Source organism: Streptococcus suis (assembly GCA_002831545.1).
Lineage (GTDB): Bacteria > Bacillota > Bacilli > Lactobacillales > Streptococcaceae > Streptococcus > Streptococcus suis_P.
On the sequence record CP025095.1, the window covers coordinates 793,078 to 817,581 of the forward strand.

At 41.4% G+C, this 24,504-nt stretch carries 40 protein-coding genes and 1 tRNA gene; 40 read left to right on the forward strand and 1 reads right to left on the reverse strand.

Going from position 1 to position 24,504, the window contains the following annotated elements; all coding sequences use genetic code 11:
* Positions 1-141 precede the first annotated feature (141 nt).
* Complete coding sequence (locus CWM22_03925) at positions 142-360, reverse strand: hypothetical protein (protein ID AUC91117.1); 219 nt, start codon at positions 358-360, stop codon at positions 142-144.
* 182 nt (positions 361-542) lie between these two features.
* On the opposite strand from CWM22_03925, the gene CWM22_03930 reads away from it, so the two are divergent.
* The 40 genes from CWM22_03930 to CWM22_04125 all read left to right on the forward strand — a co-directional run bounded on the left by CWM22_03930 (position 543) and on the right by CWM22_04125 (position 24,499).
* Positions 543-734 (forward strand): XRE family transcriptional regulator, encoded by a 192-nt coding sequence (locus CWM22_03930; protein AUC91118.1) that lies wholly within the window; start codon positions 543-545, stop codon positions 732-734.
* Positions 735-815: 81 nt separating this feature from the next.
* Positions 816-1,091, forward strand: a complete 276-nt coding sequence (locus tag CWM22_03935) for a DNA-binding protein (GenBank protein AUC91119.1) — start codon at positions 816-818, stop codon at positions 1,089-1,091.
* Positions 1,088-1,363, forward strand: coding sequence for a hypothetical protein (locus CWM22_03940; protein ID AUC91120.1), 276 nt, complete (start codon positions 1,088-1,090; stop codon positions 1,361-1,363). Before CWM22_03935 ends, CWM22_03940 begins: the two co-directional genes overlap by 4 nt.
* Positions 1,364-1,634: 271 nt before the next feature.
* Positions 1,635-1,979 (forward strand): hypothetical protein, encoded by a 345-nt coding sequence (locus CWM22_03945; GenBank protein AUC91121.1) that lies wholly within the window; start codon positions 1,635-1,637, stop codon positions 1,977-1,979.
* Complete coding sequence (locus CWM22_03950) at positions 1,976-2,164, forward strand: hypothetical protein (GenBank protein ID AUC91122.1); 189 nt, start codon at positions 1,976-1,978, stop codon at positions 2,162-2,164. The genes CWM22_03945 and CWM22_03950 overlap by 4 nt, the downstream gene beginning before the upstream one ends.
* Position 2,165: 1 nt before the next feature.
* Positions 2,166-2,642 (forward strand): hypothetical protein, encoded by a 477-nt coding sequence (locus tag CWM22_03955; GenBank protein ID AUC91123.1) that lies wholly within the window; start codon positions 2,166-2,168, stop codon positions 2,640-2,642.
* A complete protein-coding gene (locus tag CWM22_03960) occupies positions 2,639-3,328 on the forward strand; it encodes a DNA-binding protein (GenBank protein AUC91124.1) in 690 nt (229 codons plus the stop codon). The genes CWM22_03955 and CWM22_03960 overlap by 4 nt, the downstream gene beginning before the upstream one ends.
* A complete protein-coding gene (locus CWM22_03965) occupies positions 3,297-4,709 on the forward strand; it encodes an ATP-dependent helicase (protein AUC91125.1) in 1,413 nt (470 codons plus the stop codon). Before CWM22_03960 ends, CWM22_03965 begins: the two co-directional genes overlap by 32 nt.
* Before the next feature lie 2 nt (positions 4,710-4,711).
* Positions 4,712-5,182, forward strand: coding sequence for a DUF669 domain-containing protein (locus CWM22_03970; GenBank protein ID AUC91126.1), 471 nt, complete (start codon positions 4,712-4,714; stop codon positions 5,180-5,182).
* A gap of 4 nt (positions 5,183-5,186) precedes the next feature.
* Positions 5,187-5,993 (forward strand): DNA primase, encoded by an 807-nt coding sequence (locus CWM22_03975; GenBank protein ID AUC91127.1) that lies wholly within the window; start codon positions 5,187-5,189, stop codon positions 5,991-5,993.
* Positions 5,956-7,521, forward strand: coding sequence for a DNA primase (locus tag CWM22_03980; protein AUC91128.1), 1,566 nt, complete (start codon positions 5,956-5,958; stop codon positions 7,519-7,521). The genes CWM22_03975 and CWM22_03980 overlap by 38 nt, the downstream gene beginning before the upstream one ends.
* A 251-nt stretch (positions 7,522-7,772) precedes the next feature.
* Positions 7,773-8,102, forward strand: coding sequence for a VRR-NUC domain-containing protein (locus CWM22_03985; GenBank protein ID AUC91129.1), 330 nt, complete (start codon positions 7,773-7,775; stop codon positions 8,100-8,102).
* Complete coding sequence (locus CWM22_03990; protein ID AUC91130.1) at positions 8,089-8,322, forward strand: DUF3310 domain-containing protein; 234 nt, start codon at positions 8,089-8,091, stop codon at positions 8,320-8,322. Before CWM22_03985 ends, CWM22_03990 begins: the two co-directional genes overlap by 14 nt.
* Complete coding sequence (locus CWM22_03995) at positions 8,319-9,404, forward strand: DNA (cytosine-5-)-methyltransferase (protein AUC91131.1); 1,086 nt, start codon at positions 8,319-8,321, stop codon at positions 9,402-9,404. Before CWM22_03990 ends, CWM22_03995 begins: the two co-directional genes overlap by 4 nt.
* Entirely contained in the window at positions 9,397-9,741 is a 345-nt protein-coding gene (locus CWM22_04000; protein ID AUC91132.1) for a hypothetical protein, read from the forward strand. Before CWM22_03995 ends, CWM22_04000 begins: the two co-directional genes overlap by 8 nt.
* A complete protein-coding gene (locus tag CWM22_04005) occupies positions 9,704-10,294 on the forward strand; it encodes a DUF1642 domain-containing protein (protein AUC91133.1) in 591 nt (196 codons plus the stop codon). The genes CWM22_04000 and CWM22_04005 overlap by 38 nt, the downstream gene beginning before the upstream one ends.
* 12 nt (positions 10,295-10,306) lie before the next feature.
* Positions 10,307-10,684 (forward strand): hypothetical protein, encoded by a 378-nt coding sequence (locus CWM22_04010; GenBank protein ID AUC91134.1) that lies wholly within the window; start codon positions 10,307-10,309, stop codon positions 10,682-10,684.
* Positions 10,685-10,835: 151 nt separating this feature from the next.
* The gene (locus CWM22_04015; protein AUC91135.1) at positions 10,836-11,015 is read left to right on the forward strand and encodes a hypothetical protein; all 180 of its coding nucleotides are present in this window, start codon (positions 10,836-10,838) and stop codon (positions 11,013-11,015) included.
* Positions 10,999-11,394, forward strand: coding sequence for a hypothetical protein (locus CWM22_04020; GenBank protein AUC91136.1), 396 nt, complete (start codon positions 10,999-11,001; stop codon positions 11,392-11,394). Before CWM22_04015 ends, CWM22_04020 begins: the two co-directional genes overlap by 17 nt.
* Positions 11,387-11,593, forward strand: coding sequence for a hypothetical protein (locus CWM22_04025; protein ID AUC91137.1), 207 nt, complete (start codon positions 11,387-11,389; stop codon positions 11,591-11,593). Before CWM22_04020 ends, CWM22_04025 begins: the two co-directional genes overlap by 8 nt.
* Positions 11,594-11,620: 27 nt before the next feature.
* Positions 11,621-12,025: a hypothetical protein gene (locus CWM22_04030; protein ID AUC91138.1), complete on the forward strand. Its 405-nt coding sequence runs from the start codon at positions 11,621-11,623 to the stop codon at positions 12,023-12,025.
* A 220-nt stretch (positions 12,026-12,245) separates the two neighbouring features.
* Complete coding sequence (locus CWM22_04035; GenBank protein ID AUC91139.1) at positions 12,246-13,094, forward strand: B-cell receptor associated protein-related protein; 849 nt, start codon at positions 12,246-12,248, stop codon at positions 13,092-13,094.
* Positions 13,095-13,172: 78 nt separating this feature from the next.
* On the forward strand, positions 13,173-13,595 hold the full coding sequence (locus tag CWM22_04040) for a DUF1492 domain-containing protein (GenBank protein AUC91140.1): 423 nt from the start codon (positions 13,173-13,175) through the stop codon (positions 13,593-13,595).
* A gap of 110 nt (positions 13,596-13,705) precedes the next feature.
* Positions 13,706-13,795: transfer RNA gene (locus CWM22_04045), tRNA-Ser, on the forward strand.
* 226 nt (positions 13,796-14,021) lie between these two features.
* On the forward strand, positions 14,022-15,116 hold the full coding sequence (locus tag CWM22_04050; protein ID AUC92837.1) for a chromosome partitioning protein ParB: 1,095 nt from the start codon (positions 14,022-14,024) through the stop codon (positions 15,114-15,116).
* Between the two features lie 2 nt (positions 15,117-15,118).
* Positions 15,119-15,340: a hypothetical protein gene (locus CWM22_04055; protein AUC91141.1), complete on the forward strand. Its 222-nt coding sequence runs from the start codon at positions 15,119-15,121 to the stop codon at positions 15,338-15,340.
* A gap of 203 nt (positions 15,341-15,543) precedes the next feature.
* Positions 15,544-15,990, forward strand: coding sequence for a stress-induced protein (locus CWM22_04060; GenBank protein AUC91142.1), 447 nt, complete (start codon positions 15,544-15,546; stop codon positions 15,988-15,990).
* Positions 15,980-17,212 carry a PBSX family phage terminase large subunit gene (locus CWM22_04065; protein ID AUC91143.1) on the forward strand — a complete coding sequence of 411 codons (1,233 nt, stop codon included), beginning with the start codon at positions 15,980-15,982 and terminating at the stop codon, positions 17,210-17,212. Before CWM22_04060 ends, CWM22_04065 begins: the two co-directional genes overlap by 11 nt.
* An 11-nt stretch (positions 17,213-17,223) precedes the next feature.
* A complete protein-coding gene (locus CWM22_04070) occupies positions 17,224-18,693 on the forward strand; it encodes a phage portal protein (GenBank protein ID AUC91144.1) in 1,470 nt (489 codons plus the stop codon).
* Positions 18,623-20,080, forward strand: a complete 1,458-nt coding sequence (locus CWM22_04075) for a phage head morphogenesis protein (GenBank protein ID AUC91145.1) — start codon at positions 18,623-18,625, stop codon at positions 20,078-20,080. Before CWM22_04070 ends, CWM22_04075 begins: the two co-directional genes overlap by 71 nt.
* Entirely contained in the window at positions 20,046-20,252 is a 207-nt protein-coding gene (locus CWM22_04080) for a hypothetical protein (GenBank protein AUC91146.1), read from the forward strand. Before CWM22_04075 ends, CWM22_04080 begins: the two co-directional genes overlap by 35 nt.
* 178 nt (positions 20,253-20,430) lie before the next feature.
* Positions 20,431-20,673: a hypothetical protein gene (locus tag CWM22_04085; GenBank protein AUC91147.1), complete on the forward strand. Its 243-nt coding sequence runs from the start codon at positions 20,431-20,433 to the stop codon at positions 20,671-20,673.
* 167 nt (positions 20,674-20,840) lie between these two features.
* Entirely contained in the window at positions 20,841-21,362 is a 522-nt protein-coding gene (locus tag CWM22_04090) for a DUF4355 domain-containing protein (protein AUC91148.1), read from the forward strand.
* Between the two features lie 17 nt (positions 21,363-21,379).
* Positions 21,380-22,396: a sugar-binding protein gene (locus CWM22_04095; GenBank protein AUC91149.1), complete on the forward strand. Its 1,017-nt coding sequence runs from the start codon at positions 21,380-21,382 to the stop codon at positions 22,394-22,396.
* A 10-nt stretch (positions 22,397-22,406) separates the two neighbouring features.
* On the forward strand, positions 22,407-22,595 hold the full coding sequence (locus CWM22_04100; protein AUC91150.1) for a hypothetical protein: 189 nt from the start codon (positions 22,407-22,409) through the stop codon (positions 22,593-22,595).
* A gap of 9 nt (positions 22,596-22,604) precedes the next feature.
* Positions 22,605-22,934, forward strand: coding sequence for a phage head-tail adapter protein (locus tag CWM22_04105; protein ID AUC91151.1), 330 nt, complete (start codon positions 22,605-22,607; stop codon positions 22,932-22,934).
* Positions 22,891-23,214 (forward strand): hypothetical protein, encoded by a 324-nt coding sequence (locus tag CWM22_04110; protein AUC91152.1) that lies wholly within the window; start codon positions 22,891-22,893, stop codon positions 23,212-23,214. The genes CWM22_04105 and CWM22_04110 overlap by 44 nt, the downstream gene beginning before the upstream one ends.
* Complete coding sequence (locus CWM22_04115; GenBank protein AUC91153.1) at positions 23,202-23,714, forward strand: hypothetical protein; 513 nt, start codon at positions 23,202-23,204, stop codon at positions 23,712-23,714. Before CWM22_04110 ends, CWM22_04115 begins: the two co-directional genes overlap by 13 nt.
* Positions 23,711-24,079: a hypothetical protein gene (locus CWM22_04120; GenBank protein AUC91154.1), complete on the forward strand. Its 369-nt coding sequence runs from the start codon at positions 23,711-23,713 to the stop codon at positions 24,077-24,079. Before CWM22_04115 ends, CWM22_04120 begins: the two co-directional genes overlap by 4 nt.
* Before the next feature lie 3 nt (positions 24,080-24,082).
* Positions 24,083-24,499: a phage tail protein gene (locus CWM22_04125; GenBank protein AUC91155.1), complete on the forward strand. Its 417-nt coding sequence runs from the start codon at positions 24,083-24,085 to the stop codon at positions 24,497-24,499.
* The last annotated feature ends 5 nt before the right edge of the window (positions 24,500-24,504 follow it).

Consider the following 24,504-nt stretch of genomic DNA (forward strand, 5'->3'; position numbering starts at 1 on the left):
AGAAAGGAGAAGGGGATGAGACCAAAACGTTATCCGTATCAAGGAAAAAAAGCTTCGACCACAGAAATAGTCAAAGCTTGGAAAAAAGATTGTTTAGAAATTTTACAAAAGCAGATAACTTCTATTGAAGAGAAGTTAGCGCTACTTTATAACGAGTGAACCGCCATGCTCAATGACAGTATATCCACTCTTCTCTAATTCTTGAATTATTTCTTCAACAGGCATCGCATAGAGTTTTGGATTTATAGATGTTATCGGACTTGATAATCGTTCGTCAAAAGCAAATTTTAATTGATTATCCAAATCTGCCCAAGTCTTAAGCTTTTTTTGATTATTTGGTTTTGGGCTTAACTTGCTCATACTTCTTCTCCTTTCCTTAATATTTGACGCACAGGAGAAAATCACTTGATTTGGTAGTTAAAGTTGGATTTGTTTACCTGATTGTCATAAGTCGATAGTAACAAAAATATATAGAAAGGTCTATATATAGGAAAAATATCAGTCTAAAGACGGATTTAGCTCTATATATAGTGGTTTTGAAGATGTGGGAGAAAATCGAAGAACTTGCTAATATCCGAGGAATGACTATCTACGCTTTAGCAAAGAAAGCAGGTATCAATTATACGATGTTGGCAGAACTAAAATCTGGGAAGAAGAAGGATATGATGTTTAGTAATGTTGTTAAAATTGCCAAGGCTCTTGATGTGAGTCTGGATGAATTAGCAAAAAGCTAATAAAAATAGCCCCATGACGAAGTCAGGAGCTTACTAAAAAAATCACTTAAATTATAACACACGAAAGCGAGGTTTGACAAGATGGATGACATTGCTGAAAGCCTCATATCACGATTTATCAGTCAGCTAAAAGTCAGACTGGTAGAGGTTTTCGAGGTATTTAACCTAGAGCTTGCAATGCCTTTGCTACTCAACAGCAAGCAGTGCAAGAAGTTGCTAGGTATTGCAAATGAAACGGAATTCCAGAGGGTGTCACACTTGAAGGATTTTCCAAGGATTGAAAAGAAGGGATCACACCCACGATTTCCACGGGATGCCGTGGTTGAGTGGATGAAAGAAAATTGGAGGTTATTATGACAGAAGCGATATTTACATTAGGAATTTTCGCTCTGCCGATTTTGACGGCAGCAGTAGTAGAACAGCGGAAGGCGGAAAAGCAACGCAAGAAACGTGAAGCTAAATTGCTTAGGGAACAACTGACAGCCCTGGCTTGTGAACGTGCAGTTGAAGCTGATCGCTTAGCCTGGAAGAACTGTGTTAAACAGTCTCTTGCAAACTGGAAACCAATCAAGTTTGCAGATGATGCGCCAGCTCGAACGGCTAGAAAGTGGGGCAGACATGCACATTAGTAATGGGATTGGACGGGAAAATCAAATTGATCAGATTGTCTATTTCACAGGTAAAACACGACAGTTTTATCAAGCTATGTCACCGTACGAACTTGCTGTGGAATTGAAAATCGTGAAGATCCAGGCAGGGCTAGTATGACAATTTACGACAGAGAATACGTGTGTGACGATTGTCTTGAACAATGGGAATCGCGCTCAGAAGAACCAATGATATTTTGTCCATTCTGTATATCAGATGAAGAGCCGAGAGTTATCGGAAAGTGGAGGGCTTATGACTAGTATTGAAAGGATTAGGGAATACTATCGCGAACATCCGAACGCATCTTCTAAGGAAGTGTCAGAGGTATTGAAGATTAAAGAGAATACTGTCAAGGCTTCGATTTCTAAAGATGTGAAAAATCGTCGGGCAGTTCGTTTAGATAATGGTGGTATTGACTATACAGATTTTTTTGAGAAAGATGAATGGTTAAAAGCATTCCGTGAGTATCAGAAAGAGATTCTGGAAGAGCAGATTGAAGTCCTGCGAGAAGCAAATCGTAGAGAGATTGATAGCAACCAGATCCGCTTGAACGCTCGTGAGATACGGATGTTGCTGAATGATTTGGCTAGATTATGACAAGACAAGATTTAATTGAACTAATGGAAAGTGATGCAGCAATCGGCATCAAGGATTTTATGGCTATGCATGATCACTATGTTGCCTGCTTGATTACCCACAAGCAAGGTTACGACCATGACCAGTTGGAGTATATCGCTGCATACGTTAAATTTTTGGAAAATCATTTTATGGAGGACTTGTAATATGGCGTTTTTGTACGAATTAGAAGGGATTTATGCCCAGCTTCAAGCTATGGAATTGGACGATGAAACGTTTAATGACACGCTTGAAAGTATTGACTTTGAAGAAAATTTTGCGCAATCTTGCGAATGGTTTATCAAGATGCAACGTAATGCCGAAGCCGATGCAGAACGGTTTAAGGCTGAAAAAGACGCGTTCGCCAAAAAACAAAAAGAAGCTGAAGCAAGGGCGGAACGTTTTAAGGAACGTGTAAAAGAAGCGATGATGTTAACTAATCAACAGAAGGTTGATACTGGATTATTTAAATTATCACTCCGAAAAACGGAAAGTGTCACTATTTTTGACCCATCGAAATTAGCAGATGAATTTTTGAAAGTGAAAGTTGAACCGAATAAAACGGAAATCAAGAAAGCCATCAAGAATGGTCAAGTTGTTTTCGGAGCTGAACTGACAGAAGGGCGCAGTGTGGTAGTGAAATGAAAATTACAAAAGCGACAGATATAACGTTAAATGATTCCTGTTATCTCATCTATGGGAACCCAGGGTTTGGGAAGACTTCGGCATTGAAATACATCCCAGGTAAGACCTTGGTGATTGATATTGACAAGTCATCCAAGGTTCTAAACGGGTGCGAGAATATTTCTATTGCGGAAGTAGACTCGCATAAAATCTGGGACGAATGGTTGAATGTTGTCAAAGAATTACTAAAAGGAGCGGCTGAACCATTCGACACCATCGTCGTCGACAATGTATCAGAACTCTTTCGGGCTTGCTTGGCGAATTTAGGTCGCGAGGGCAAGAACCACAGGGTGCCTTCTCAAGCGGACTACCAACGGGTAGATTTCACTATTTTGGATAGTTTGCGGGCCTTATTGCAGCTGAAAAAACGTATTGTGTTCACAGCTTGGGAGACTTCGGATCAGTGGACGGATGAAAATGGCATGATTTACAACAGGGCCATGCCTGATATTCGTTCTAAGATTTTGAATAACTTCTTAGGCTTGACCGATGTGGTGGCTAGATTGGTCAAAAAGACCACTGAAGACGGCGAGGAAGTGAGAGGTTTTATTTTACAACCGTCGGCAAGTGTCTACGCAAAAAATCGTCTGGATGACCGTAAGGGGTGCAAAGTAGATGAGCTTTTCACTACGGAACTACCAAGTTGAACTGATTTTGGATATCAAGAAATCCATGCTTGCAGGCCACCGTAAAATCATGGTGCAGTCACCCCCACGGTCCGGAAAAACAGTTTGTATGGCTCACATCGCCAAGAATGCGACAGATAAGCAAAAGACGGTACTGTTTTTCAGTCATCGCAAGGAAATCAACGAACAAGTTTTTGAGACATTCAGCCGCGCTGGTGTCGACATGGGATTGGTCTATATCGGTACAGTTGGTAGTATTGTCAGGAAGTTAGGAAAATTACCTTTGCCGACACTCATCTTGGTGGATGAAGCGCATCATATCAAGGCTAGTCAATACCAACAGATTTTAAAATATTATCACCAGGCGGTACAGTTGTTTTTTACAGGAACTCCGATACGCTTGGATGGTTCTGGTTTTGACGATATGGCGGATGATTTGGTTGTCGGTAAATCTATCCTGTGGTTGCAGGAACATGGCAATATTTCAGAGTTTGACTATTATTCTATCAATCTGCTTGATCAGGCAAAGCTAAGGAAACGGCAGGGCGAGTACACGAACCAGTCGATTGATGATAGTTTTGATTTCAAGCAACAGCACGGCGATTACTTGAGCCATTACGAACGTTTGGCAAAGGGAAAACAAGCTATCGTATATTGCCATAGCGTAGAATACGCTGAGAGGGTTTCTAAGCGATTTTTTGAAGCAGGGTACCAATCAGCCGTAGTGTCTGGAAAAACTCCGAAAGTCGAACGAGAGCGGGCAATGCGTGCCTTTCGTGACGGAGAAGTGACTATCATGGTGAACGTCAATTTATTTACTGAAGGGATTGACTTGCCAGGTGTTGACGTCTGCATCATGCTACGACCGACGGCATCGTTAAGTTTGTATTTGCAGTTTGCAATGCGCGCCTTGAATCCCAGAGATGGCAAACGTGCCATACTGATAGATCATGTCGGAAATCACATTCGGCACGGTCTGCCAAACGATGACCGCTACTGGACCTTGGAAGGCGTTGATAAAACAAAATCATCCAGTAAAGAGAAGGAAGAGGCGCCTAAGACTTGCGAGAATTGCTTTGCGACATTTTATAGGGATAAGATTGTCGATGGAAAATGTCCTTACTGTGATGAACCATTGAAAATTATCAAGGATATTGAACAGGAGGCAACAAATGAAACGTTAACTTTAATCAACCAGGGGATGGAGTTTGTCTCTATCCGCGGTGAGATGATAGAAGTGACACGGGAAGAGGCTTTGGTCTACAAGCGTGTCAAACGATATGGTAAGAAATACGAGAGATGTGAGTCTCTCGCAGAATTAAAAGCATTTAGAATTATCCACGGTTACGCCCCAGGCTGGCTGTGGCACAAACAAAAAGAATTAAACCTTTGGAGGAATTAAGAATGGGACTTTTTACAGTAAATTATGAAGCAGCAGAACAATTTTCATCTATCGAAGACGGAACTTACGAAGTATTTATTTCACATGTGGAGCAATCTGCAAGTAAAGGTGGCACCGACTTCTTGGATATTCGCTTGAAAATCCGTGAGGACTTCCAGCAGAAGTTCCGCAACAATCTTATCTTTGACAAGATTTGGATCAACAAAGAAACCTTGCAATACCCTGAATTTGCTCTTCAGCGTTATGCTAAGGCGGTAAAATTGCCTGAAAACATTGAAATTCAGACCGTGGAGCAGTTTTTGAACCTTATCAAGGGTAAGAACTTGAAAGTCACGGTTAAGAATGAGCAGTCTGAATACAACGGTAAGACCTATGACAACCTGAATATCAAGAAATACGAGCAATCAGAATTGCCACCAGTTGCTGTCCAAGCTAGTCAGCCTGTTGTGGATGACTTAGATTTGCCATTCTAAGACTATGGCAGGAATGGTAGAATACGCCTTGCACTATGCTCGCCTTGGTTTTTCTGTCATTCCGATTGATAAGAAGAGCAAACGGGCCATAACAGCGTACAAGGATAAGACTTTTTCAGAATTAGAAATCAAGCGTCTGTGGCGTGATAACCCAGATGCCAACATAGCTGTAAAAACAACGGATTTCTTTGTTATTGATATTGATGTTCGAGATGATGTGGATGGCTATTCCAGTTTTGAAGAATGGGAATTGAAACAATATATCCCTGCCACTCTACAGGCGACAACGCCGAGTGGTGGCAGGCATATATTTCTCAAGAAACCTAAAGGTGTTCAAATTAGTCAAGATATTAAGGTTCGTCCAGGAATTGATATCAAAGCCCACCCGAACAATTATGTCTTGGTAGCACCTAGCAACAATCCCAAGGGAAAATATGTCTGGGATCAGTCTGTCGAAGAGATGGCAGAGGCTCCGATGGAGCTGTTGGACATCTTACAAGCAGAGAAGAAACCAAGCAAAATCAATTTTATAACTAAATACAACCCAGAATACAGCAGTAAAACAGCTAAGCTATTTGAACAAATTGTTTTCGGTTTGGGTGATGAAGGTGGAAGAAACAATAATCTAGCTAGTTTGATTGGCGGGTTATTGATCCGTGGTGTTGATGAGGAGGCAGCTTATATGTTAGCAAAAATAGCTAATCATTACACGCCAAGTCCTCTATCTCAGCAGGAGGTAGATAGGACATTTGAAAGTATGTTAAGAAAGGAGCTTGATAGGCGAAGTGGTATTGGATATAGCGAAGATTAAAGCAGAGTACGAAAACGTCGTTCCACATCCAGCTGTCTACGAAAAACCGACCGACTGGCGTGAGATTCGTCTGGCCTGTCGTGATTACAGAAACGACTGGCTGGAAAAGGCTAAGTGGAAAGAAACGCAGTATGGAACCATGGAAGAAATAAAAGAGCCACCGAAACGCTTGACAGAGTTAGCTGTTGCGGAAGGTTTGGAACAAATCCTATATGTCATCAACCTACCGAACGACAGGGTGGCGGTTTATGATCCTGACGCTGGTTATTATCATAAAGACCCATCTTTTGCTTACAAGGTTATCAGATTGTTAGAACCTACTTTTACCGAGACACGGTCCAAGAACGTACTATTCATGTTAGCAGCAACCAAACGGAAATATCTATATGATGGATTCTCATGCGATTTTTCTATCGGGGATTACCAGGATCCGAAACGTTTCATTCTGGTGAAAAACGGTATTTTTGACAAACAGTTGAAGAAGATGTCGGGTTTTACCCATCGGTTCGTGGCATTTTCAACCATTGAGACAGAGTATGATCCGTTTGCGGCATCACCAAACATTGACGGTTGGGATGTAGATAGTTGGTTACTGGATTTGATGAGCGGTGACGAAGACTTGGTTCATCTCTTATGGCAGGTTATTTCAGCCAGCCTAAATGGGAACTACTCGTACAGGAAGTCTATCTGGTTTGTCGGTGAAGGAAATGACGGTAAGGGTACGGTCCAACAATTGATTACAAATATTGTCGGTATCCGTAATGTAGCAACCTTGAAACTGAATCAGTTTTCGGAACGTTTCGCCTTGTCAATGATTGAAGGTAAAACTGTTATCATCGGGGACGATGTGCAGGCTGGTGTTTACATTGATGAATCGTCGAATTTTAACAGCGTCGTGACTGGTGAGCCAGTATTAGTCGAGGAGAAGAATAAGCAACCTTACTCGACCGTGTTCAAAAAAACCGTCATTCAATCAACCAACGAATTGCCGAGGTTTAAGAATAAAACCAACGGAACCTATCGGCGTTTTCTTATCATCCCCTTTCGGAAGACATTTTCAGCCAAGGAAGATAATTGGCAGATTAAGGATGAGTACATCAATAGGGATGATGTGAAACAGTATGTGTTGAAAAAAGCCCTTGAGTTAAACTTCACACGATTCAGCGAGCCACAGGCAACGCTGGATGTCTTGGAAGAATTTAAATCTAGCAACGATACAGTTAAAGCGTTTATTGACGAATGGTTCGGAACATTTCAATCCGAACGCCTGCCGGTCCGTTTCTTGTGGTGGTTGTATCAGGAGTGGTGCAAAGAAGAAGGGATTACAAAAGTGGCTAAAGGAAAGTTTGAACGTCAGCTCATAAAATTACTCCCTGCAGAATGGGAGAAGAAAAGAGCAAAACCGACAAGGAGATTCAAACCATCGCTGGATGTTCCTCGCAGATATACAGGTTTTTATTGGGATAACGATAACGACCCTAACACGACTGCAGTTTGTCTTGATAAAAAGTTACTGGTTACTGATTAGGTTACCGAACTTTTATAGATAGGTAACCTAGTCAAACCCTTGATATTACTGAGTTTTTGATAAAAAAGTTACTGGTTACCTATCTTCTCTTATTATTTATTAAATTATAAATATATAAAATATATATAAATAGAAAATAGGGGGTAACGGGTAACTTTTAGGGGTGGAACAAGGGCTAAACCCTTGATATGACTGGTTTTTTGGAGGTTATCTATCTTTTTTCGAGATGTGTAACCTTTAGTAGGAAATATATGGAAAAAGAACATAAAATACAAAATGATATTCGAGTTGGTTTGACGGAGGCTGGTTGTCTGGTCTTCCGTGCCAACGTTGGCAAAGTCCGTACGTCTGATGGACGATACTTTGACACAGGTCTGCCAAAAGGTTTTAGTGACTTATTTGGATTTAGACAAGACGGACAAATATTTTTCATCGAAGTAAAAAACGAAAAGGGTCGTGTACGACCAGAGCAAGAGAAATTTATCGATCGAATGCAAAAGTTCGGCGCCTTAGCCGGTGTGGCTAGGAGCGTTGAGGATGCGATGGATATCGTAGGAGGAAAAGCAAATGGAACAATTTAACAACGTAACCAAACCAAAACATTACCAAGGTAAGTATGGTATGGAAGCCTTGGATGTGGTCAAGAATTTTATCGGCAATCTAGCCGGCGAATGTGCTTATTACTGGGGCAATGTCATCAAGTATCTGTTGCGATTTCAGCAGAAGAACGGTGTCGAGGACTTGAAGAAGGCTAGACAACATTTGGATTGGTTGATTGAGGAGATGGAGGATGTATCTTGAAATTTCTTGACCTATTTGCTGGCATTGGCGGTTTTCGTCTTGGTATGGAACGTGCCGGTCACGAATGTATCGGTTTTTGCGAAATAGACCAATTTGCCAGAAAGAGCTATAAGGCGATACATGATACGGAAGGAGAATTTGATTTTCATGACATTACAAGAGTCACAGATGAGTCTGTTAGAGGAATCGGACGTGTGGACGTTATCTGTGGAGGATTTCCGTGCCAGGCTTTCAGCATTGCTGGAAAGCGAGCAGGATTTGAAGATACTAGAGGGACTTTGTTCTTTGAGATTGCTAGGTTCGCATCTATTCTCAGACCTAAATATCTATTCCTTGAGAACGTCACTGGACTCCTTAACCACGACAACGGAAATACATTTGAGACCATCCTCGGAGCGTTGGATGAATTGGGGTATGATGCGGAATGGCAAGTGTTCAACAGCAAGAATTTTGGAGTCCCCCAAAACAGAGAGCGGGTGTTTATTATCGGACATCTTAGAGGAGCAGGTGGACGAGCGATATTTCCTTTCGGAGGAGATGACACAGCGATTGAACAAGACAAGCAAGGCGTAGTCGTTCAAGTCGGAAATTTGCTTGATACAGATAGTTTTGGAGGCAATCCGCAAGTAGGTCGTATCTATGATCCAAACGGCATCTCTCCTTGTCTCAATACGATGCAAGGTGGCAATAGAGAGCCTAAAATCATCCAACGAGGCCACGGATACAATCAGGGTGGCGAGCATGATATCACCCCGACATTGACCAGCAACAGCTGGCAGGAGAATAATCATGTTAAGGTTTATGATTTTTACAACCGAAAAACCAAAGACGAGGTTGGCACACTCACTGCCAGTGGCCATCAGGGGAATACCAAAGCAGGGACATTCGGCATATTAGATGGTATCCGCATCCGCAAACTGACACCTCGCGAGTGTTGGAGGTTGCAAGGTTTTCCAGATTGGGCGTTTGATAGAGCCCAGGCAGTAAACAGTAATAGTCAACTATACAAGCAAGCTGGTAACTCAGTCACGGTTAATGTGATTGAGGCGATAGCGAGAAAATTGGAGGAAACAGATGAATAACACAATTGAAAACGTAAAGATAACCAAAACTTTCTTGGGCAGAGAAGACCATGGAATTTTAACTTGTTATCTGACTGTTGAGGGATATGGATTTGGAGTATCTATTGGAGGATACTGCCTAGATAAATACGACGAACACAAGAAAAAACGAGTAGCTTTTCACAAGAGCTTTGAGCTGATAGACCGTATCTTGGAGGTTGCCGGTGCAAATAGCTGGGAAGAACTGCAAGGGAAGTATATACGTGTTAAGAGTAACGGTTTTGGAGGTAGAGTAACGAAGATTGGAAATCTTATTAAAGATGATTGGTTGGACTTTGATACCTTTTTCAAGGAGTAAACAGATGAATAAACAGGAAGCGATAGAGATTATTGAGCAATCAAAAATAAAAATAGCTAACAGAGAGAGGGTAATATTTAAAGCAGGCGAAATTATAGGAGGATGTGTCCAGGTCGATTATGTACCACTTGAAGTTGTTGTGAACACGATTGACCAAATCCACGAACCGCAGAAGGTTGTGGTGCCGAAGTTTATCGCTGATAGTATCGAATATTGCAAAAATAAAGAAGGGTATGGATTGCTCCGTGCAATGGATTACTGCGATGAATACAATGATACTGGCGAATGGTTAGAGCACAACCAAGAGACTTTCGCCCTAGCGTGGCTTTTCGGCTATGAGATTGAGCAGGAGAAACTGTACACAGTTGAACTTCCCAACCCTAACAACATCGGAACTGAAGTTCACATACTTATGATGAATGGTTTTAAGCAGGTAGTTATCAAAAAAGAGCTAGGTAATGACTGGAAAAAGAAAAAAGGTTTTCAACTAACTGAAGAAGAAATCAAAAAGGATTTTGAGTGGGCTTGGCAGTTTAGAGAAGAAGTAGATTAAGGAGGCGAACAAATGACAACAGCACAAACTTATTTTTATGTTTTTGACCAAAATAATTCTGGAGGTTACTTTGTAATTGATGAAAATGTAACGTCTGAAATCATTATTGAAGCTACAGAAGAGGCAAAGGCATTAGAGCGATTAGAAGAAATTCTAAGCCAAAAACCTGAATATATGGAATACTGTTCTTGTTGTGGTGAGCGTTGGTATCCAGAATACTCTGATGTTTACACACGTTATTGGGTTAGTGATGAGCAGTATGAAGAATTTGAAGAAGTAAGAGATGGGCATGAGGCTATGTTCTATCCTTTGGATGGAGAGCATAGACTTATACCTTGGTCGAGGTATAGTATGTATGAGTATCTTCCTAAAAAGGAGGTAAATGGATGAATGGACCTATCTTAGATATTTTACTTAATCTAATAGTTCTATCTGGACTGATAGGAATGTTGCTGCTTATATGGATACTTATTATCGGCATGATAGGTTTATTTTTGAAAGAGGTAAAAACGACACCGAAGTCTAAGGAAGAGGTGGAGTGATGGAAAAAGATATTGAGTTACTTACGGAGTTAAAAGGACAATTCGTTGAGACGATGGTGGTAGAAAGCCAAAAACTGATATTCAATGCAAATGCAATAAATAAGTGCGGCGAGTATGTCAGAGCTTTGTCCAATGCTATACAGATGATGAAGGAGGCAGAAAATGATACCGAAGTTTAGGGCGTGGGATAAGATATCTCATGCGTGGAGACATGATATATACATTGGGCTTGATGGTTTAGCTAAGGACCTTTCCCGCACGGGAGAAGAGCCTTTTGAATTACCTTTAGACAATGTCATCCTCATGCAATCCACAGGGCTGTTTGATAAAAACGGTCAGGAGATATTTGAAGGAGATGTGGTTAAAATAATGGATGAGGATGGCGATTCAGAAATAAGTGCAGTCACTTTTAAACATGGTGCATCAGGTATGACAATCACTGGGGTATTTGTACCCTTTGTTACTATGATTGTGGAGGCTACGGTTGACTACACTCTTGAAATCATCAGCAACATCCATGCAAATCCTGAGTTGGTGGAGGGGGTAGAAAATGAATGAAAAACTAGGCGTGCTACTGGTCGATGCGCCAGAGCCGAGACATGCAAAGTATAACTACTTAGAATATAGCGATGGAACTCACAGTATTTTCATGGCAGATGCAAAAGAAACGGTTAGGGCAGAGGCGATGCTTTGCACCCAAGAAGAAGCTAAAAAATACCCACAATTTCGATGGGTAGCGTTGGATGATTTATCTTAAAAATTAAAAATACAAAAGGAGTAGAATATGATTTACAAAATTAATGTTGATGGAAATGAAATTGAATACGGAGCGTTGGTTGAAAAATCAAGCTTTACAGAGAAAGAGTGGTCAGCAATCTATGCAGAGGTTGTAAAGCAAAATCAACCAGTAGTTTATGAGCAGAAAAAAGATGATACTGATTACATCAATGCATTCGGAGCGCTGATTTCACTTGAAGAACGCTATGAAGCCTTGCTGGACTTACTGCCACAGGAGGAATTTTCATATGCTGGAGCCCATCCAAAGTGGGTAGCTGATGCGGTGGAAGAAAGTACCCTTGATAAAGAAACGACAAAGGAAGATGTTGCCTCTTTGCTAGAACAATGTGAAACACTTGAAGATTTGAAAGAGGGGTTGGTTGACTATTTTGAGTTGGAGGAATTAACCTAATCTAAGGCTATCCGACTGTCACAGGTCGGTTGGTCATTCTGCCGAAAATAAATTAAAAAGGAGGACTCCTTTGTAGATTAAAGTCACATTATTGGACCAATGGCAGTAAGGTCAGCCACAAATAAAATAAATAGAAAGTAATTGCAAATGGTATCATAGTCCAACTCCCTATTGTGGTACGGGTGGGGGACGAATATTACAAAATTGGAGGAATAAATCAATGTACGGAAATGAATTTCAAGTAACAAAACGTCAGGTAGCAGCAGGCGCTACAATTATTGGACTTATTATTTTTGCAGTATTTTTTAGATTGACCGCAGTTGTCAAAATTCCAGCAAATACCGTAGGTGTGAAGGTGTCGGCATTCAACGGAGTACAAGAAAAGACTTTACAGACGGGCTACCATCTGAAAGTTCCATTTGCTGATAAGGTGTATAAGTTACCGACATCAGTTCAGACCAAGACCATGGAAGCTATCACGACACAGACGAAGGATGGTCAGTGGTTGAATACCAATATTGACGTCAAGTACAAGGTCAACAAGGCAGAAGCTATGACTGTATTTACTAACTACACAGACCTGGAAAATGTGAGTAATAGCGTTGTCGCTCCAGCTGTGCAACGGGCCATTGAATCAGTGACAGGTGAGTATGATATTTACGAAGTACTAGGCTCTAAGCGTACAGAAGTTTATGGCAAGATTGACCAGAAACTAAAAGAGCGGTTCGCAGCTGACAACTTGGAATTTGTATCATTTACTATCACTGACCAAGATGCAGGCGATGAAATCGAAAAAGCCATCAAAGATGAATCTGTTAAGCAGAAACAAGTAGATTCAGCTAAGCAGGATCAAGAGAAAGTTAAAATAGAAGCTGAAACTAAAAAAATCCAAGCTCAAGCCGATGCCGATGCAGAGGTTATCAAGGCTCAAGGTCAAGCAAAAGCCAATGCTGAATTGAATAACTCTATTTCGGATAATTTGATTCGAATGAAAGAAGCTGAGGCTCGTTTGGAGCATGGCTGGGTTGAAGTTATCACACAAGGGGATGTGATTACGAATCAAGAGTAACAAAAAAAGCCAAGGCACTCTCTGCCCTGGCTGTGGTAAATAACTCACATACATTATACCACAAAAAGGAGACAGAGAGTGAACAAGGCTAAAGAGCTCTTGAATGAGCTACAAAATCTTGATATGGATATTCAAAGCCGTATAGATGAAATCAATGAGCTTGAGGCAGGTTTGCTCTCAAGCCCCAAGTGGACGGCAGACAAGGTCAAGGGTGGTCAGGCTAAAAAGGTTGATGATGTCTATACCCAGCTGATCGTGATGAAAGAGGCGATTGAACAAGATACCAATGAAGTTATTAACAGGAAACTTGAGTTAGGTAGATTGATTAACAAGCTGAAAAATCCAAAGAGCAGGTCAGTCCTCAGAATGACTTACATTACTAAGATGTATGTTGATGATGTTTGTGACAAAATGGGTATCAGTAGAACCACTTTCTATACTTGGAGGAATACGGCTATCTGTGAGTTGAATGATGTTTTGGAACAAATGGAACTAAATTGAACTTTACAAAACCGTACTGAACAAATCAATACTTGTTAGCACAGTTTTTATATTCTGCTAGAATGGTAGTATCAAGAAATAAGGGTAAGGCAGTAAGCCTTCCCTGACATGGAGAGTTGGCAGAGTTGGTCGAATGCGCCCGTTTGCTAGACGGGTGGCCGCCTACGTGCGGTCCGTGGGTTCGAATCCCACACTCTCCTTTGAGTGTTTGTGTCCCAGAACGGGGTAAGTCGTTGGACGAGAATTCATATATCACTCATTAACTTTGAAATGGTTGCGGATGCGACTAGGCCCTGTATGATTGCACAGCTACTTATATCCTAGGTAAGTTATAAGTTGGGCGGTTTGATTCCGCTAGGGGTCTTTCTCCTATATTTTTCCCACACAACGAAGTGTGGGTTTTTATTTTATTGAGGAACGGAGGTGATAAGATTGCTAAAAATTGAGTATGTGCCAATCAACAACATCTTCCCTTATTATAATAATGCCAGAAATAACGATGGGGAAGCTGTTAAAAAAGTAGCAACTTCAATAAAAGAGTTTGGTTTTCAACAACCTATCTTAGTCGATGAAAACAATGTGATAATAACAGGACATACAAGGCTCAAAGCCGCGCTTTCAATTGGATTAAGCACAATACCTATTGCTTATGCTGACAACCTGACGGATGAACAGGTTCGAGCGTATAGACTGGCTGATAATCGTGTAGCCGAGTATTCAAGTTGGGACAAAGCCGCGCTTGCCTTAGAACTTGAGGCCTTTGAAACAATTGACATGTCAGATTTTGGTTTTGATTTATCGGGTTTTGAGTTAGCTTCAGAAGACGAACTCCCAATAAATGAGTTACGTAAGGATGGGATAATTGACAAAGAACATTACAGTGAATCACATAGAGAAACCACTGTCAACCAATATAATTTGCGTGATTATGACGCAACTCGTGTCGACGGTAAATATAACATTCCATCACTTGAGCCGGTTACCTATGTGCCGAGTAAATTACAAGGTTTTAACTATATCCTTAACAAGCCCGATTATTCTGCTGGGATACACTTTTTTCTAGATGACTATCAATTCGAAAGGATTTGGCAGAGGCCAGAATTTTATATCGAAAAACTTACTGAATTCGATTGTGTCTTAACGCCAGATTTTAGTCTTTACCAAGACATGCCGATAGCTATGCAGATTTGGAATGTGTACAGGTCTCGATTAATTGGACAGATGATGCAAAACTATGGTTGTACAGTTATTCCGACTGTATCTTGGTCACGTCATGAGAGTTTTGTATTTTGCTTTGATGGTTTGCCACGAAATGCAACTCTCGCAGTATCAACAATCGGGGTTAAAAAATCTTCTGAACAGATGGCTGCATGGCGCTCTGGTATGGATAAGATGATCGACGAGTTATCGCCAAAACAGTTGATTGTTTATGGCGGCGAAGTTGAGTACGATTATAAAGACATAGAAGTTTTTTATTTCGATAACGAAACAACAAAAAGAATGAAAGAGAAAGGAACGTAGTTATGGGAGGCAGAGGCGCTAGTATCGGTGGAGGAGTAAAAAGTGCAAGTCAGTGGGCGAAGGCTATAGAAGAATCCAAGAAAAACGGACCAAGTTCTTATCGCCTAAAGATGTACAAAAAATTAAAGGCAGAACGTGATAACGCAACGGGAGCAGCCAAAAAAAGAGCTCAAAAAAATTTCGATAACTTTAACAAAGGAAAAAAATACACGACGAAGCTGTAAAGAGAAGTAATGAGAAAAGAAGGGCTAGACTTGATAAACAGAGAGAGGCGGCTAGAGAAGCGTGGGCCCAAACTACCACCACAACATACGAAAAATTCAAAAAAAGACAGACAAGCAAATTCAATGACTGGTATTTTCAAGGTAGATAGTTCTCGGACGCTAACAATGATATAGATAATTTTTAGAATGAGAGAAGCGAGGCGATGGCAAATGAACAAAACTTGATAGTCCCAAGCTCGGACGAAGCTCGAAAAAATGGAAAAAAAGGAGGCATTGCTTCCGGAAAAGCTAGAAGAAAAAAATCAAATCTAAAAAAAGCTTTTGAGACTATTTTACAGGCAGATGTAACAAGTTCAGTTGCCAAAAAACAACTAGAAGATTTAGGTTTTGAAGCAACAAATGAAATGGCTGTTGCAATGGTTATGATGCAGAAGGCTATGAAAGGCGATGTTAGAGCTTTTGAACAGATTAGCAAACTGGTTACTATAGATACAAAAGACCGATTGGATAAACAAGAACAACGAGAGCGTATAAAAGCTTTGCAACTAGAAAACAAAAAGCGCGAATTATCGTTGGAAACTAACGAAACGCATGAAACTGCACTTGATAGACTGTTCGATAAACTAGAAGAGGAAATAAATGGGAATTGATAGACTATACCACGATAAGCAACTCAGCATCTTAAAACGGGCCTTGCGTGAAGATTGGTACATGATGATAAACCATGGGGCTGTCCGTGCAGGTAAAACTCAACTTGATAACGACCTGTTCCTCATGGAGTTGCGTAGAGCGAAAAGAAATGCTAAGGCTTGCGGTGTTGACAATCCGATGTATATCCTCGGTGCTACCAGTGCAGGTACATTGCGGACTAACATCTTGCAAGAACTATCAGAAAAGTATGGGATAGATTTCAAGTTTGATAAGCATGGAAACTTCACGCTCTTCGGTGTCTATGTGGTTACGACATTTACAGGTTCTGTAGCTGGTTTGAGAGCGATTCGCGGTATGACGGCGTACGGAGCCTATATCAACGAAGCGACGCTTGCCAACAAGGAAGTCTTTGATGAAATCCGCAAGCGTTGTTCAGGTTTTGGCGCTCGTATTATTTGCGACACTAACCCAGACCACCCCAACCACTGGCTAAAAAAAGATTATATCGATAAAGCAGATGACAAGAGCATTATCGCCAACCATTTTACGATATTTGATAACACCTTCTTAAACCAGCGGTATATCGAGAACCTTATCGCAACAACGCCGAGTGGTATGTTTACAGAACGTGGTATCTACGGTCGTTGGGTCAGCGGGGAAGGAGCTGTCTATCGTGATTTCAAGGAAGACATGCTCATACCAAGCAAGGATATTCCAACAGACGACATCACCATCTATTATGCTGGTGTTGACTGGGGATATGAACACCATGGGTCTATCGTTGTTTGTGGACAGACGGCAGATGGTAGAGTCTATCTCTTAGAAGAATACTCGGCGCAGTATCAAGAAATTGATTACTGGGTGGAGATTGCCAAAGACATCAAATTACGGTACGGGAATATCTATTTCTACGCCGACTCCGCCCGTCCTGAACATGTCGCCCGATTTGAACGGGAACATCTAAAATGTGTGAATGCAGATAAATCTGTTCTGAGTGGAATTGAACAAGTGGCTAAGCTGATGAAGCAAGGTCGCTTTTTTGTTTGTTCGGAAAAGGTTGAAAAATTCAAAGATGAAGTCTATCAGTATGTCTGGAATGAGAAAACGGGCGAGCCAGAAAAGAAGAATGATGATGTACTGGATGCACTTCGTTATGCTATTTATTCGCACATGGCTAAACCAAAAGCCAAAGTCAAACGTAAATCGCTATTTGGCTTGTAGAAAGGATCAAAATGGAAGAAACATTAGTCTATAGTCGCTCATTGTACGATGAGCAGAATTTGGATAAAGATATCATTTACAAATTGATATTAAAGCATGACCAGACAAGTAGTAAACTCAAGAAGCTAAAAGATTACTACTTGGGTAAGCACGCAATCGAAAATCACACACGCAGAAGCAACCTGCCAAACTTTAAGACAGTCGCCAATCACGCCAAGGACATTGCGGATACCGCCACAGGTTACTTTATGGGCAATGCTATCCGTTATCCTAAGACCGACGATATGGACATTGAAGACCTGTTAGAAGCATTTGATAGTGCAGATGTTGATTCGACAGACTCAGACAATGCTTTGAACATGGCAATCTATGGCAGGGCTTATGAGTACATCTATGTCAAAGAAGGTGAAAATGAGCTGGTAACACGTAGTTTAGAACCAGAGAACACTTTTATTGTTTACGATGATTCGATTGAGCAGAAACCCTTGTTTGCGGTCTATTACTATCAAACAAAGGACGATGTGACGGAAGAAAGTTATTATCAGGCCCAAGTAGTGACTGAGACTCTGCAATACAGCATGTCTTTGCGAGAGCAGAAGAAGGAGTCGGAAGAAGGTGTCCCACATAATCTTGAGGGGCTGCCAATTATTGAGTATCGAAACAATCGCTATATGGTTGGAGATTATGAGCAACAGATTAGCTTGATAGATGCGTATAATTCTCTGATGGGTAACCGTGTGAATGACAAGGAACAAGCTATCGAGTCCATCTTGGTCTTGTATGGTGCAGCACTTGCAGACACGCCAGAAGAAGCAAGGGAAGCAATGGAGATACTGCGAGAAGAAGGTTTGCTGGAATTGCCGAAGGACGCAAGTGCTGAGTTCTTGAAGAATGTCTTGGATGAGGCTACGGTCGAAGTACTTCGTAAGGCGCTGAAAGAGGATATTTACACTTTTAGTCACGTCCCTAATCTGTCAGATGAGAATTTCGCCGGGAATACATCAGGGGTAGCTATGGAATTTAAGCTTTTGGGGCTTGAAATGATTACCAAGACCAAAGAGCGATACTATATCAAATCTTTACACAAACGCATACAGATTTTTGCGAATTACTACAACTGGTCACAGATTTACGAAAACGCAAAGGCAATCATTCCGCAGTTTAGCCGTGGTTTGCCGAAGAATTTGTTGGAATTGTCTCAAATCATCAGCAATCTCAAAGACAAGGTTAGTCTGCGCCAGCTTATTTCGCTCTTGCCGTTTGTGGAAGACCCAGATGCAGAAATTAAAGCACTCGAGAAAGAAAAAGAGACTGCGCAGGAAGAGCCCACATTTAGCCAGAATTTGCCTTATGAAGAGGGTGTGACAGATGGACAATCAGAAGTATTGGGAGAAGCGGAAAGCCCAGAGGATGGTTCAGGCGATGGACCAGGCAGAGCAAACCGCAAAGCAACTCGACGAAATACACAAGCTGGCAAGTAGGCATATCACTTCAAAGATTGACCAGATTTTTGAGAGTTATCGCAGAGACCACGGACTGACGGATGATGAAGCTAAGAGGGTACTGGCTAGTGTCAAGGATTTATCCGATATTCGGGAGTTAAAATTAGCTTTACAGAATACAACGGACAGTGAAGAGATACGGCAATTGCTTATCTTACTCGATTCGGCTCCCTACGCTTCCAGAATTGAGCGATACGAGGCTTTACAGAGGGAGATGGATAATTTACCCACCCGACTGTATAAAGCCGAAAATGAGGCTTCTAGAGCCTTCTATGATGAGTTTATTCCAGACGCTTACTATCACTCTATTTTTGATTTACAACAGCAGTCTGGTGTGGCATTTGCGTTTAACAGGATTGACCCAGAGGAAATCAGAGCTATCCAGCAAACGCCATGGCTTGGGGCGAATTACTCTGAAAGGATTTGGGGGAATACTCAAGCTTTAGCAAATGAATTACAAAAGCAATTAGCAGTCAGTCTGTTAACAGGTCGGTCAGCGCACGAGACTGCAGAAGTCATAAATGCCCAATTCGGAAAAGGTAGTTACAACTCACGCAGGCTGGTGCGGACAGAGGCCAGTCATTTCCACGCTGAAATGGAAGCTCTGGCGTATGAAGAAGCAGAAGTTGAGCGTTACAGACTTGTGGCTGTATTGGACCTGCGAACATCAAGTATTTGCCGAGAGCATGATGGAGAAGTCTACTTGGTCAGCGAAAGAGTGAAAGGGAAGAACTACCCGCCATTACACCCGTGGTGTAGGACGGTCACTATAGCGCTAGATGATGAAGAATGGTTGGTTAAAGCGACCAGAAGCGCCAGAGACCCAGTGACAGGCAAGACCATCCAGGTGCCTGCCAATATGACGTATAAAGACTGGTATGAGAAGTATGTTAAACCAAAATACAAGGCGGATAACTTGGACATTTGGAAGATTGAACGTGCCAATAACCAGTATGAAAAGTACAAGTCAATTCTTGGAGATAAGGCGCCTAAATCGCTTGAAGACTATATTGATTTGAAGTATAATGACAGAGAAGGATTAGAGCAGTTGAAGGACCGAGCTAGATGGATAAAAGCAAAATTCCCGTCTGAGAAGTCTTTTAATGGTCATTTTGAGAAACACAGTCATGAATTTGGGAACATTTCCAAATCAGATTATCTGAAATTAGGACAAGAGCTTTTATCAAATCCTATACAAGATAATATTCTTGGGTATGACACAGATTCTCGTCGTGTTAGGTATGATGTAAAAAATAATATCTACGTTCTAGGAAATAATGGAAAAGCAACAATCACGACAATGATGAAACCAGATGAAGGGAGAGCTTACTATGACAGAGAAGTTGCAAAAGACTTGGGTAGTTGATGGTTATGTATGGCTACATTGCCCTGTTTGCGGTCATGATGTTATGGACTATGATATTTGTGACACCTGTAAATGGCAAAATACTGGACCTGTTAACATTGACGGCGGTCCAAATAAGATGACGTTAGCTGAAGCAAAAATAGCATTTGCAGAAGGCAGACCAATTATTTAAATAAGCACTCAAGTAATCGAGTGCTTTTTTCGTGTTCAAAAACAGGAGAATGTTATGGACTTGTATTTTCGTTTTAGGTTGATTATAGAGAGTGTTGTGTTTATCATTGGATTTCCGTTTGTGTTATACAAACTCTATAAATTATATAAAGATACAAAAAAATAGAAAGGAGATCGCTATGAACAAGCGTATTAAGAAAAAACGTGAACTGATTGAACAAGTTCAGGGAACTAAAGAAGCTGTTGATATTGCATTGAACATCATTAAAAGTCTACTTGATGAAAACGCCAAACAGGCAAATGAAATTTCTGAGCTACGTTCAATCGTCGAACGCAATGCACAGGCTACTAATTCGAGATTTGATTATCTTGAAAAGAAAGTAGCTGACAAGCTGTCCAAGAAATCTTGGTTTAGTCGTTAACAAGGAGGTGGTCACTCATCTTGACAGCAGGAAAGACTGCTTGAAACTACTCTAAATTACTTAAAACTGGTCGAAATTGACCAGTTTTCTTTTTGGTCCAAGCATTGAAGACGGTAAAAGCTATGGAAAATACAGTCGGGGACGACTTTAAAAATAGGAGGTTCGCAATGAACGAAGAAACACAAACAGTCGAAGTGGTCGAAGATGACAAACAGGTAGCAGCTGAACCTGAACAAGTCACAACAGACCCGAAAGACGAAAAGAAGTACACCGATGCCGATGTCGATGCCATCATTGACAAGAAATTCGCTAAATGGAAGGCAGAGCAGGAAAAAGCTGAATCAGAAGCTAAGAAATTAGCCAAGATGAACGCCGAAGACAAGCAGAAGTACCAGCTTGACAAGCGTGAACAAGACCTTGCTGACCGTGAAGCGGAAATCACACGCAGAGAGCTAACCGCTGAAGCTAAGACGATTTTAAGCGAACGTGGCTTACCAATTGAGCTAGTAGACGTGGTTAATCTTGCTGACGCTGATAGTGTACGTGATTCCATCGATGCCATCCAAAAGACTTGGGAAGCAGCAGTCTTGAAAGGCGTTGCTGACAAGACCAAAGGAAGTGCACCGATGAAGAAAGCACCACAAGAACAACCAACCGTTGAAAAGTGGGAACGTGATTTTTTGAAATAAGAAAGGAAAAATAAAATATGCCATTTGAAAATATTAACACCGCAACATCCCGTGAAAAATTCTTAGGAATTATCGAGAAAGTTGTTGCTAAAAAATCTTACTCAGCTCCGCTTTTGCTATCGAATGATGCAGTGGAAATGAACGGGCGTTCATTTACTGTTACAAAATCTGACACAACAGAACTCAAAGACTACAAGCGTAATGCTGACAATGAGTTCGACCATGCACAAACAGAAGAACGCACATACACTCTGGACCAAGAAAAATACTGGGGGCGTTTTGTGGATCGTCTAGATGAGCGTGATTCAAACGGTGAAGTCAATGTCAATTATGTTGTCGCTCGTCAAGCTGCCGAAGTTGTGGCGCCGTACTTAGACCATCTTCGTTTTGACGCTCTTCTTGGTAATGTCAGCGATAATGTCGTACCAGCTAATACTAAAGGTGCTAATAATTCTTACCAAGCTGTCTTGGATGTTTCTGAGAAATTGGATGAATTGGACGTAGTGGAAAACCGCTTGTTGTTTGTGACGCCAGCATTTTATAAAGCGATTAAGTCAGAAATTGTCAACCTTCCACAAGGAGACACCAATCAAACTGTGCTTTACAAAGGTTATGTCGGTCAGTTGGATACATTCACGGTTTACAAAGTACCATCTAAGTACCTTAAAGGCGTACAAGCTGTTGCGACAATCGGCGGGGTAGTCGTTTCGCCTATCCAAGTAGATGAAACGAAGTATAACAACAACATCCCAGGTCGTTTTGGTGAATTGGTGGAACAATTGCTGTATACTGGAGCATTTGTCTTTGATTTTGACCAGAAGTACATCATTTCTATTGCGACCTCTAAACCAGAAGCGAAGCCAAGCGCACAAGGCAAATTAAACATCCGTGCAGAGCAGTGGGTATCTGGTGCAACTTATGAAGCTGGTGCTTGTGTACAGAACGAAGGTAAATTGTTTGAAGCCACTAAGAAAGTAGATTCATCCTCAACAGCTCCTGGCAGCGATTCAGCCAACTGGAAAGAGATTGTCTAGGAGGCTCTAAATGCGCTTTAAAGTTTTAAAAGAGTTTACAGATGATGAGTTTGGTTTTGTTCATCGTGTTAACGATGTCATCGAACTAACCAAGGAACGTCATGAACAGATGAAGAAAAACGCTAAATTGCAAGATGTGAATTTGGCTGATTACATTGAAGAAATCAAGACCAAAGGAGCAGAAGCTCCTGCAAAATAGGGGGCGGATATGCTAGAAGAATTAAAAACTTTGACAGGCGAGAGTGATGATAAAATCCTCTCGTCTTTGCTTTTGAGGGCTAAAAATATCATTTTGACTGAGACGAATCGAAGTCAGCTTACGCCAGCGCTGGAAGGAATGCAACTGGAAGTAGCACTCGAGTTGTACAACCGCCAAGGAAGCGAGGGCGAAACATCGCGAAGTGAAGGGGGCGTGTCTGTGTCATATAAAGACGGGCTGTCTGATACTATTTTAAATGGTATCCGCAGTCATAGACTCGCAAGGGTGGCAGGTCGTGCGTTTGAAGCGAAACCGACTGAAGCCGTATCTGATCCGTAAAGCTGTCATAGTGACGAGTGATGAGGGTATCAAGAAAGCTACTTATAGCGATGTTGCTACTGAGATACAGGCTGAGATATGGCCTGCTAGTGGTCGCTTACAAGCTGAGATATACGGTCAGAGGTTGGCATATATTTTGAATTGCTTGGTAGATCGTGAGACTCTTATAGATGAAGACGATGGCTTTTGTATCAATAGCGATAAAGTAACCCATAAAGTCATATCTATAAAACGATATACAAACCATCAAGTCTTGGAGTTGGAACAATGTCGCGATTGATAGGTGCTGACAAGCTAATTGCAAAATTTAGACGATTATCAGGACAGCAGCAAACCGAAATCATGGCAAAAGCTGTACACAACGCTGCCAAGAATGTTGTCCAGGCAGATGCAATTTTGCGGGCCCCTGCAAACAAAGATGATTTGCGAATAGGCATAAAGGTACGGATGTCTAAGTCTGGGAATCCGAGAGCTGAAGTGGTTAGCACATCAGACCATGGCGGATTTGTTGAATTTGGTACTGGTCCAAAAGGTGCTGCAAACCACGCAGGGATTTCGCCAAATGTTAGCGTATCTTATAGCAGTACACCTTGGTATGTCCATGAGTCCCAGATTGATGTGGGCCCTTATCGTTTTCAAAAGATTGGCGAGTTTTACAAGATGTTTGGGCAGGTTGCTCAGCCGTATCTTTATCCAGCCCTCAAGGATAATGAAGAGCGAGTCACGAAGAACATTAACAGATATGTCAAACGGAAACTAGTTGAAGAGGTCAGCAAATGATAAATATTAAGCCTATTATTTACAAGAAATTGAAAGAGGTTGCGGACAATGTGACAGATACATATCCGCAAGATTGGGAGAATTTCCCGGTTATCATCTACTTAGAAGAGGAAAACAAGCCTTACGAGATTACAGATGATACAGAACAGATGTCCTATTTGCGGTATAAGGTCGATATTTTCCACAATGATAGTACCTCGGAATTAGCCGTAGCGATTGATGCGATTTTTGCATCTCTCGGGCTAAAACGTACATCCAGCGTGGATACACCCGACCCAACGCACTTACGGCACAAAGTCATGCGATTTGAAGGGATTTTAGACTTAAACTCCCGAATCGTTTACCAATACAGAATGGAAGGATAAAACATGTTAGCAAACGGAATTAAATTGAAAATGAGTGAGACCAAGGGGTCTGGCTATGCAGTTATCGAGGGCTTGAAAGAAGTTCCAGAACTTGGTATTGACCCTGAGAAAGTTGAGAATACGACCCTTGCGGATACCATTAAGCAGTATGAATTTGGTATTGGTGACGCTGGCGAATTGGAATATAAATTCAAGTACGAGAATTCCAAAACGACTTCTAGTTATCGTACTTTGCGTAAGTTGTCTGATTCAAAAGCTATCCGTCACTTTGAGCAAGAGTATCCAGATGGTACAACTGTCCGCTTCTCAGCTCAGATTGCTGTCAAGCTGGGCGGTGGCGGTGTCAACTCTGCTATCGAGTTTACATTGAAATTGGCTCTGCAGTCAGATTTAGAATTCACTGATCCAGTAGTACTTTAAGGAGG

Coding starts and splice junctions, on each gene's coding strand:
- CWM22_04085 (AUC91147.1), top strand. CDS start 20,431: ATGAACAAGCGTATTAAGAAAAAACGTGAACTGATTGAACAAGTTCAG.
- CWM22_04000 (AUC91132.1), top strand. CDS start 9,397: ATGAATAACACAATTGAAAACGTAAAGATAACCAAAACTTTCTTGGGC.
- CWM22_03950 (AUC91122.1), top strand. CDS start 1,976: ATGACAAGACAAGATTTAATTGAACTAATGGAAAGTGATGCAGCAATC.
- CWM22_03930 (AUC91118.1), top strand. CDS start 543: ATGTGGGAGAAAATCGAAGAACTTGCTAATATCCGAGGAATGACTATC.
- CWM22_04090 (AUC91148.1), top strand. CDS start 20,841: ATGAACGAAGAAACACAAACAGTCGAAGTGGTCGAAGATGACAAACAG.
- CWM22_03945 (AUC91121.1), top strand. CDS start 1,635: ATGACTAGTATTGAAAGGATTAGGGAATACTATCGCGAACATCCGAAC.
- CWM22_04025 (AUC91137.1), top strand. CDS start 11,387: ATGAATGAAAAACTAGGCGTGCTACTGGTCGATGCGCCAGAGCCGAGA.
- CWM22_03985 (AUC91129.1), top strand. CDS start 7,773: ATGGAAAAAGAACATAAAATACAAAATGATATTCGAGTTGGTTTGACG.
- CWM22_04005 (AUC91133.1), top strand. CDS start 9,704: ATGATTGGTTGGACTTTGATACCTTTTTCAAGGAGTAAACAGATGAAT.
- CWM22_04115 (AUC91153.1), top strand. CDS start 23,202: ATGTCGCGATTGATAGGTGCTGACAAGCTAATTGCAAAATTTAGACGA.
- CWM22_04120 (AUC91154.1), top strand. CDS start 23,711: ATGATAAATATTAAGCCTATTATTTACAAGAAATTGAAAGAGGTTGCG.
- CWM22_04105 (AUC91151.1), top strand. CDS start 22,605: ATGCTAGAAGAATTAAAAACTTTGACAGGCGAGAGTGATGATAAAATC.
- CWM22_04035 (AUC91139.1), top strand. CDS start 12,246: ATGTACGGAAATGAATTTCAAGTAACAAAACGTCAGGTAGCAGCAGGC.
- CWM22_03935 (AUC91119.1), top strand. CDS start 816: ATGGATGACATTGCTGAAAGCCTCATATCACGATTTATCAGTCAGCTA.
- CWM22_03940 (AUC91120.1), top strand. CDS start 1,088: ATGACAGAAGCGATATTTACATTAGGAATTTTCGCTCTGCCGATTTTG.
- CWM22_03975 (AUC91127.1), top strand. CDS start 5,187: ATGGCAGGAATGGTAGAATACGCCTTGCACTATGCTCGCCTTGGTTTT.
- CWM22_03965 (AUC91125.1), top strand. CDS start 3,297: ATGAGCTTTTCACTACGGAACTACCAAGTTGAACTGATTTTGGATATC.
- CWM22_04080 (AUC91146.1), top strand. CDS start 20,046: ATGACAGAGAAGTTGCAAAAGACTTGGGTAGTTGATGGTTATGTATGG.
- CWM22_04125 (AUC91155.1), top strand. CDS start 24,083: ATGTTAGCAAACGGAATTAAATTGAAAATGAGTGAGACCAAGGGGTCT.
- CWM22_04055 (AUC91141.1), top strand. CDS start 15,119: ATGGGAGGCAGAGGCGCTAGTATCGGTGGAGGAGTAAAAAGTGCAAGT.
- CWM22_04100 (AUC91150.1), top strand. CDS start 22,407: ATGCGCTTTAAAGTTTTAAAAGAGTTTACAGATGATGAGTTTGGTTTT.
- CWM22_03990 (AUC91130.1), top strand. CDS start 8,089: ATGGAACAATTTAACAACGTAACCAAACCAAAACATTACCAAGGTAAG.
- CWM22_04010 (AUC91134.1), top strand. CDS start 10,307: ATGACAACAGCACAAACTTATTTTTATGTTTTTGACCAAAATAATTCT.
- CWM22_04015 (AUC91135.1), top strand. CDS start 10,836: ATGGAAAAAGATATTGAGTTACTTACGGAGTTAAAAGGACAATTCGTT.
- CWM22_04070 (AUC91144.1), top strand. CDS start 17,224: ATGGAAGAAACATTAGTCTATAGTCGCTCATTGTACGATGAGCAGAAT.
- CWM22_03955 (AUC91123.1), top strand. CDS start 2,166: ATGGCGTTTTTGTACGAATTAGAAGGGATTTATGCCCAGCTTCAAGCT.
- CWM22_04060 (AUC91142.1), top strand. CDS start 15,544: ATGGCAAATGAACAAAACTTGATAGTCCCAAGCTCGGACGAAGCTCGA.
- CWM22_04020 (AUC91136.1), top strand. CDS start 10,999: ATGATACCGAAGTTTAGGGCGTGGGATAAGATATCTCATGCGTGGAGA.
- CWM22_03970 (AUC91126.1), top strand. CDS start 4,712: ATGGGACTTTTTACAGTAAATTATGAAGCAGCAGAACAATTTTCATCT.
- CWM22_04030 (AUC91138.1), top strand. CDS start 11,621: ATGATTTACAAAATTAATGTTGATGGAAATGAAATTGAATACGGAGCG.
- CWM22_03925 (AUC91117.1), bottom strand. CDS start 360: ATGAGCAAGTTAAGCCCAAAACCAAATAATCAAAAAAAGCTTAAGACT.
- CWM22_04065 (AUC91143.1), top strand. CDS start 15,980: ATGGGAATTGATAGACTATACCACGATAAGCAACTCAGCATCTTAAAA.
- CWM22_03960 (AUC91124.1), top strand. CDS start 2,639: ATGAAAATTACAAAAGCGACAGATATAACGTTAAATGATTCCTGTTAT.
- CWM22_04075 (AUC91145.1), top strand. CDS start 18,623: ATGGTTCAGGCGATGGACCAGGCAGAGCAAACCGCAAAGCAACTCGAC.
- CWM22_04095 (AUC91149.1), top strand. CDS start 21,380: ATGCCATTTGAAAATATTAACACCGCAACATCCCGTGAAAAATTCTTA.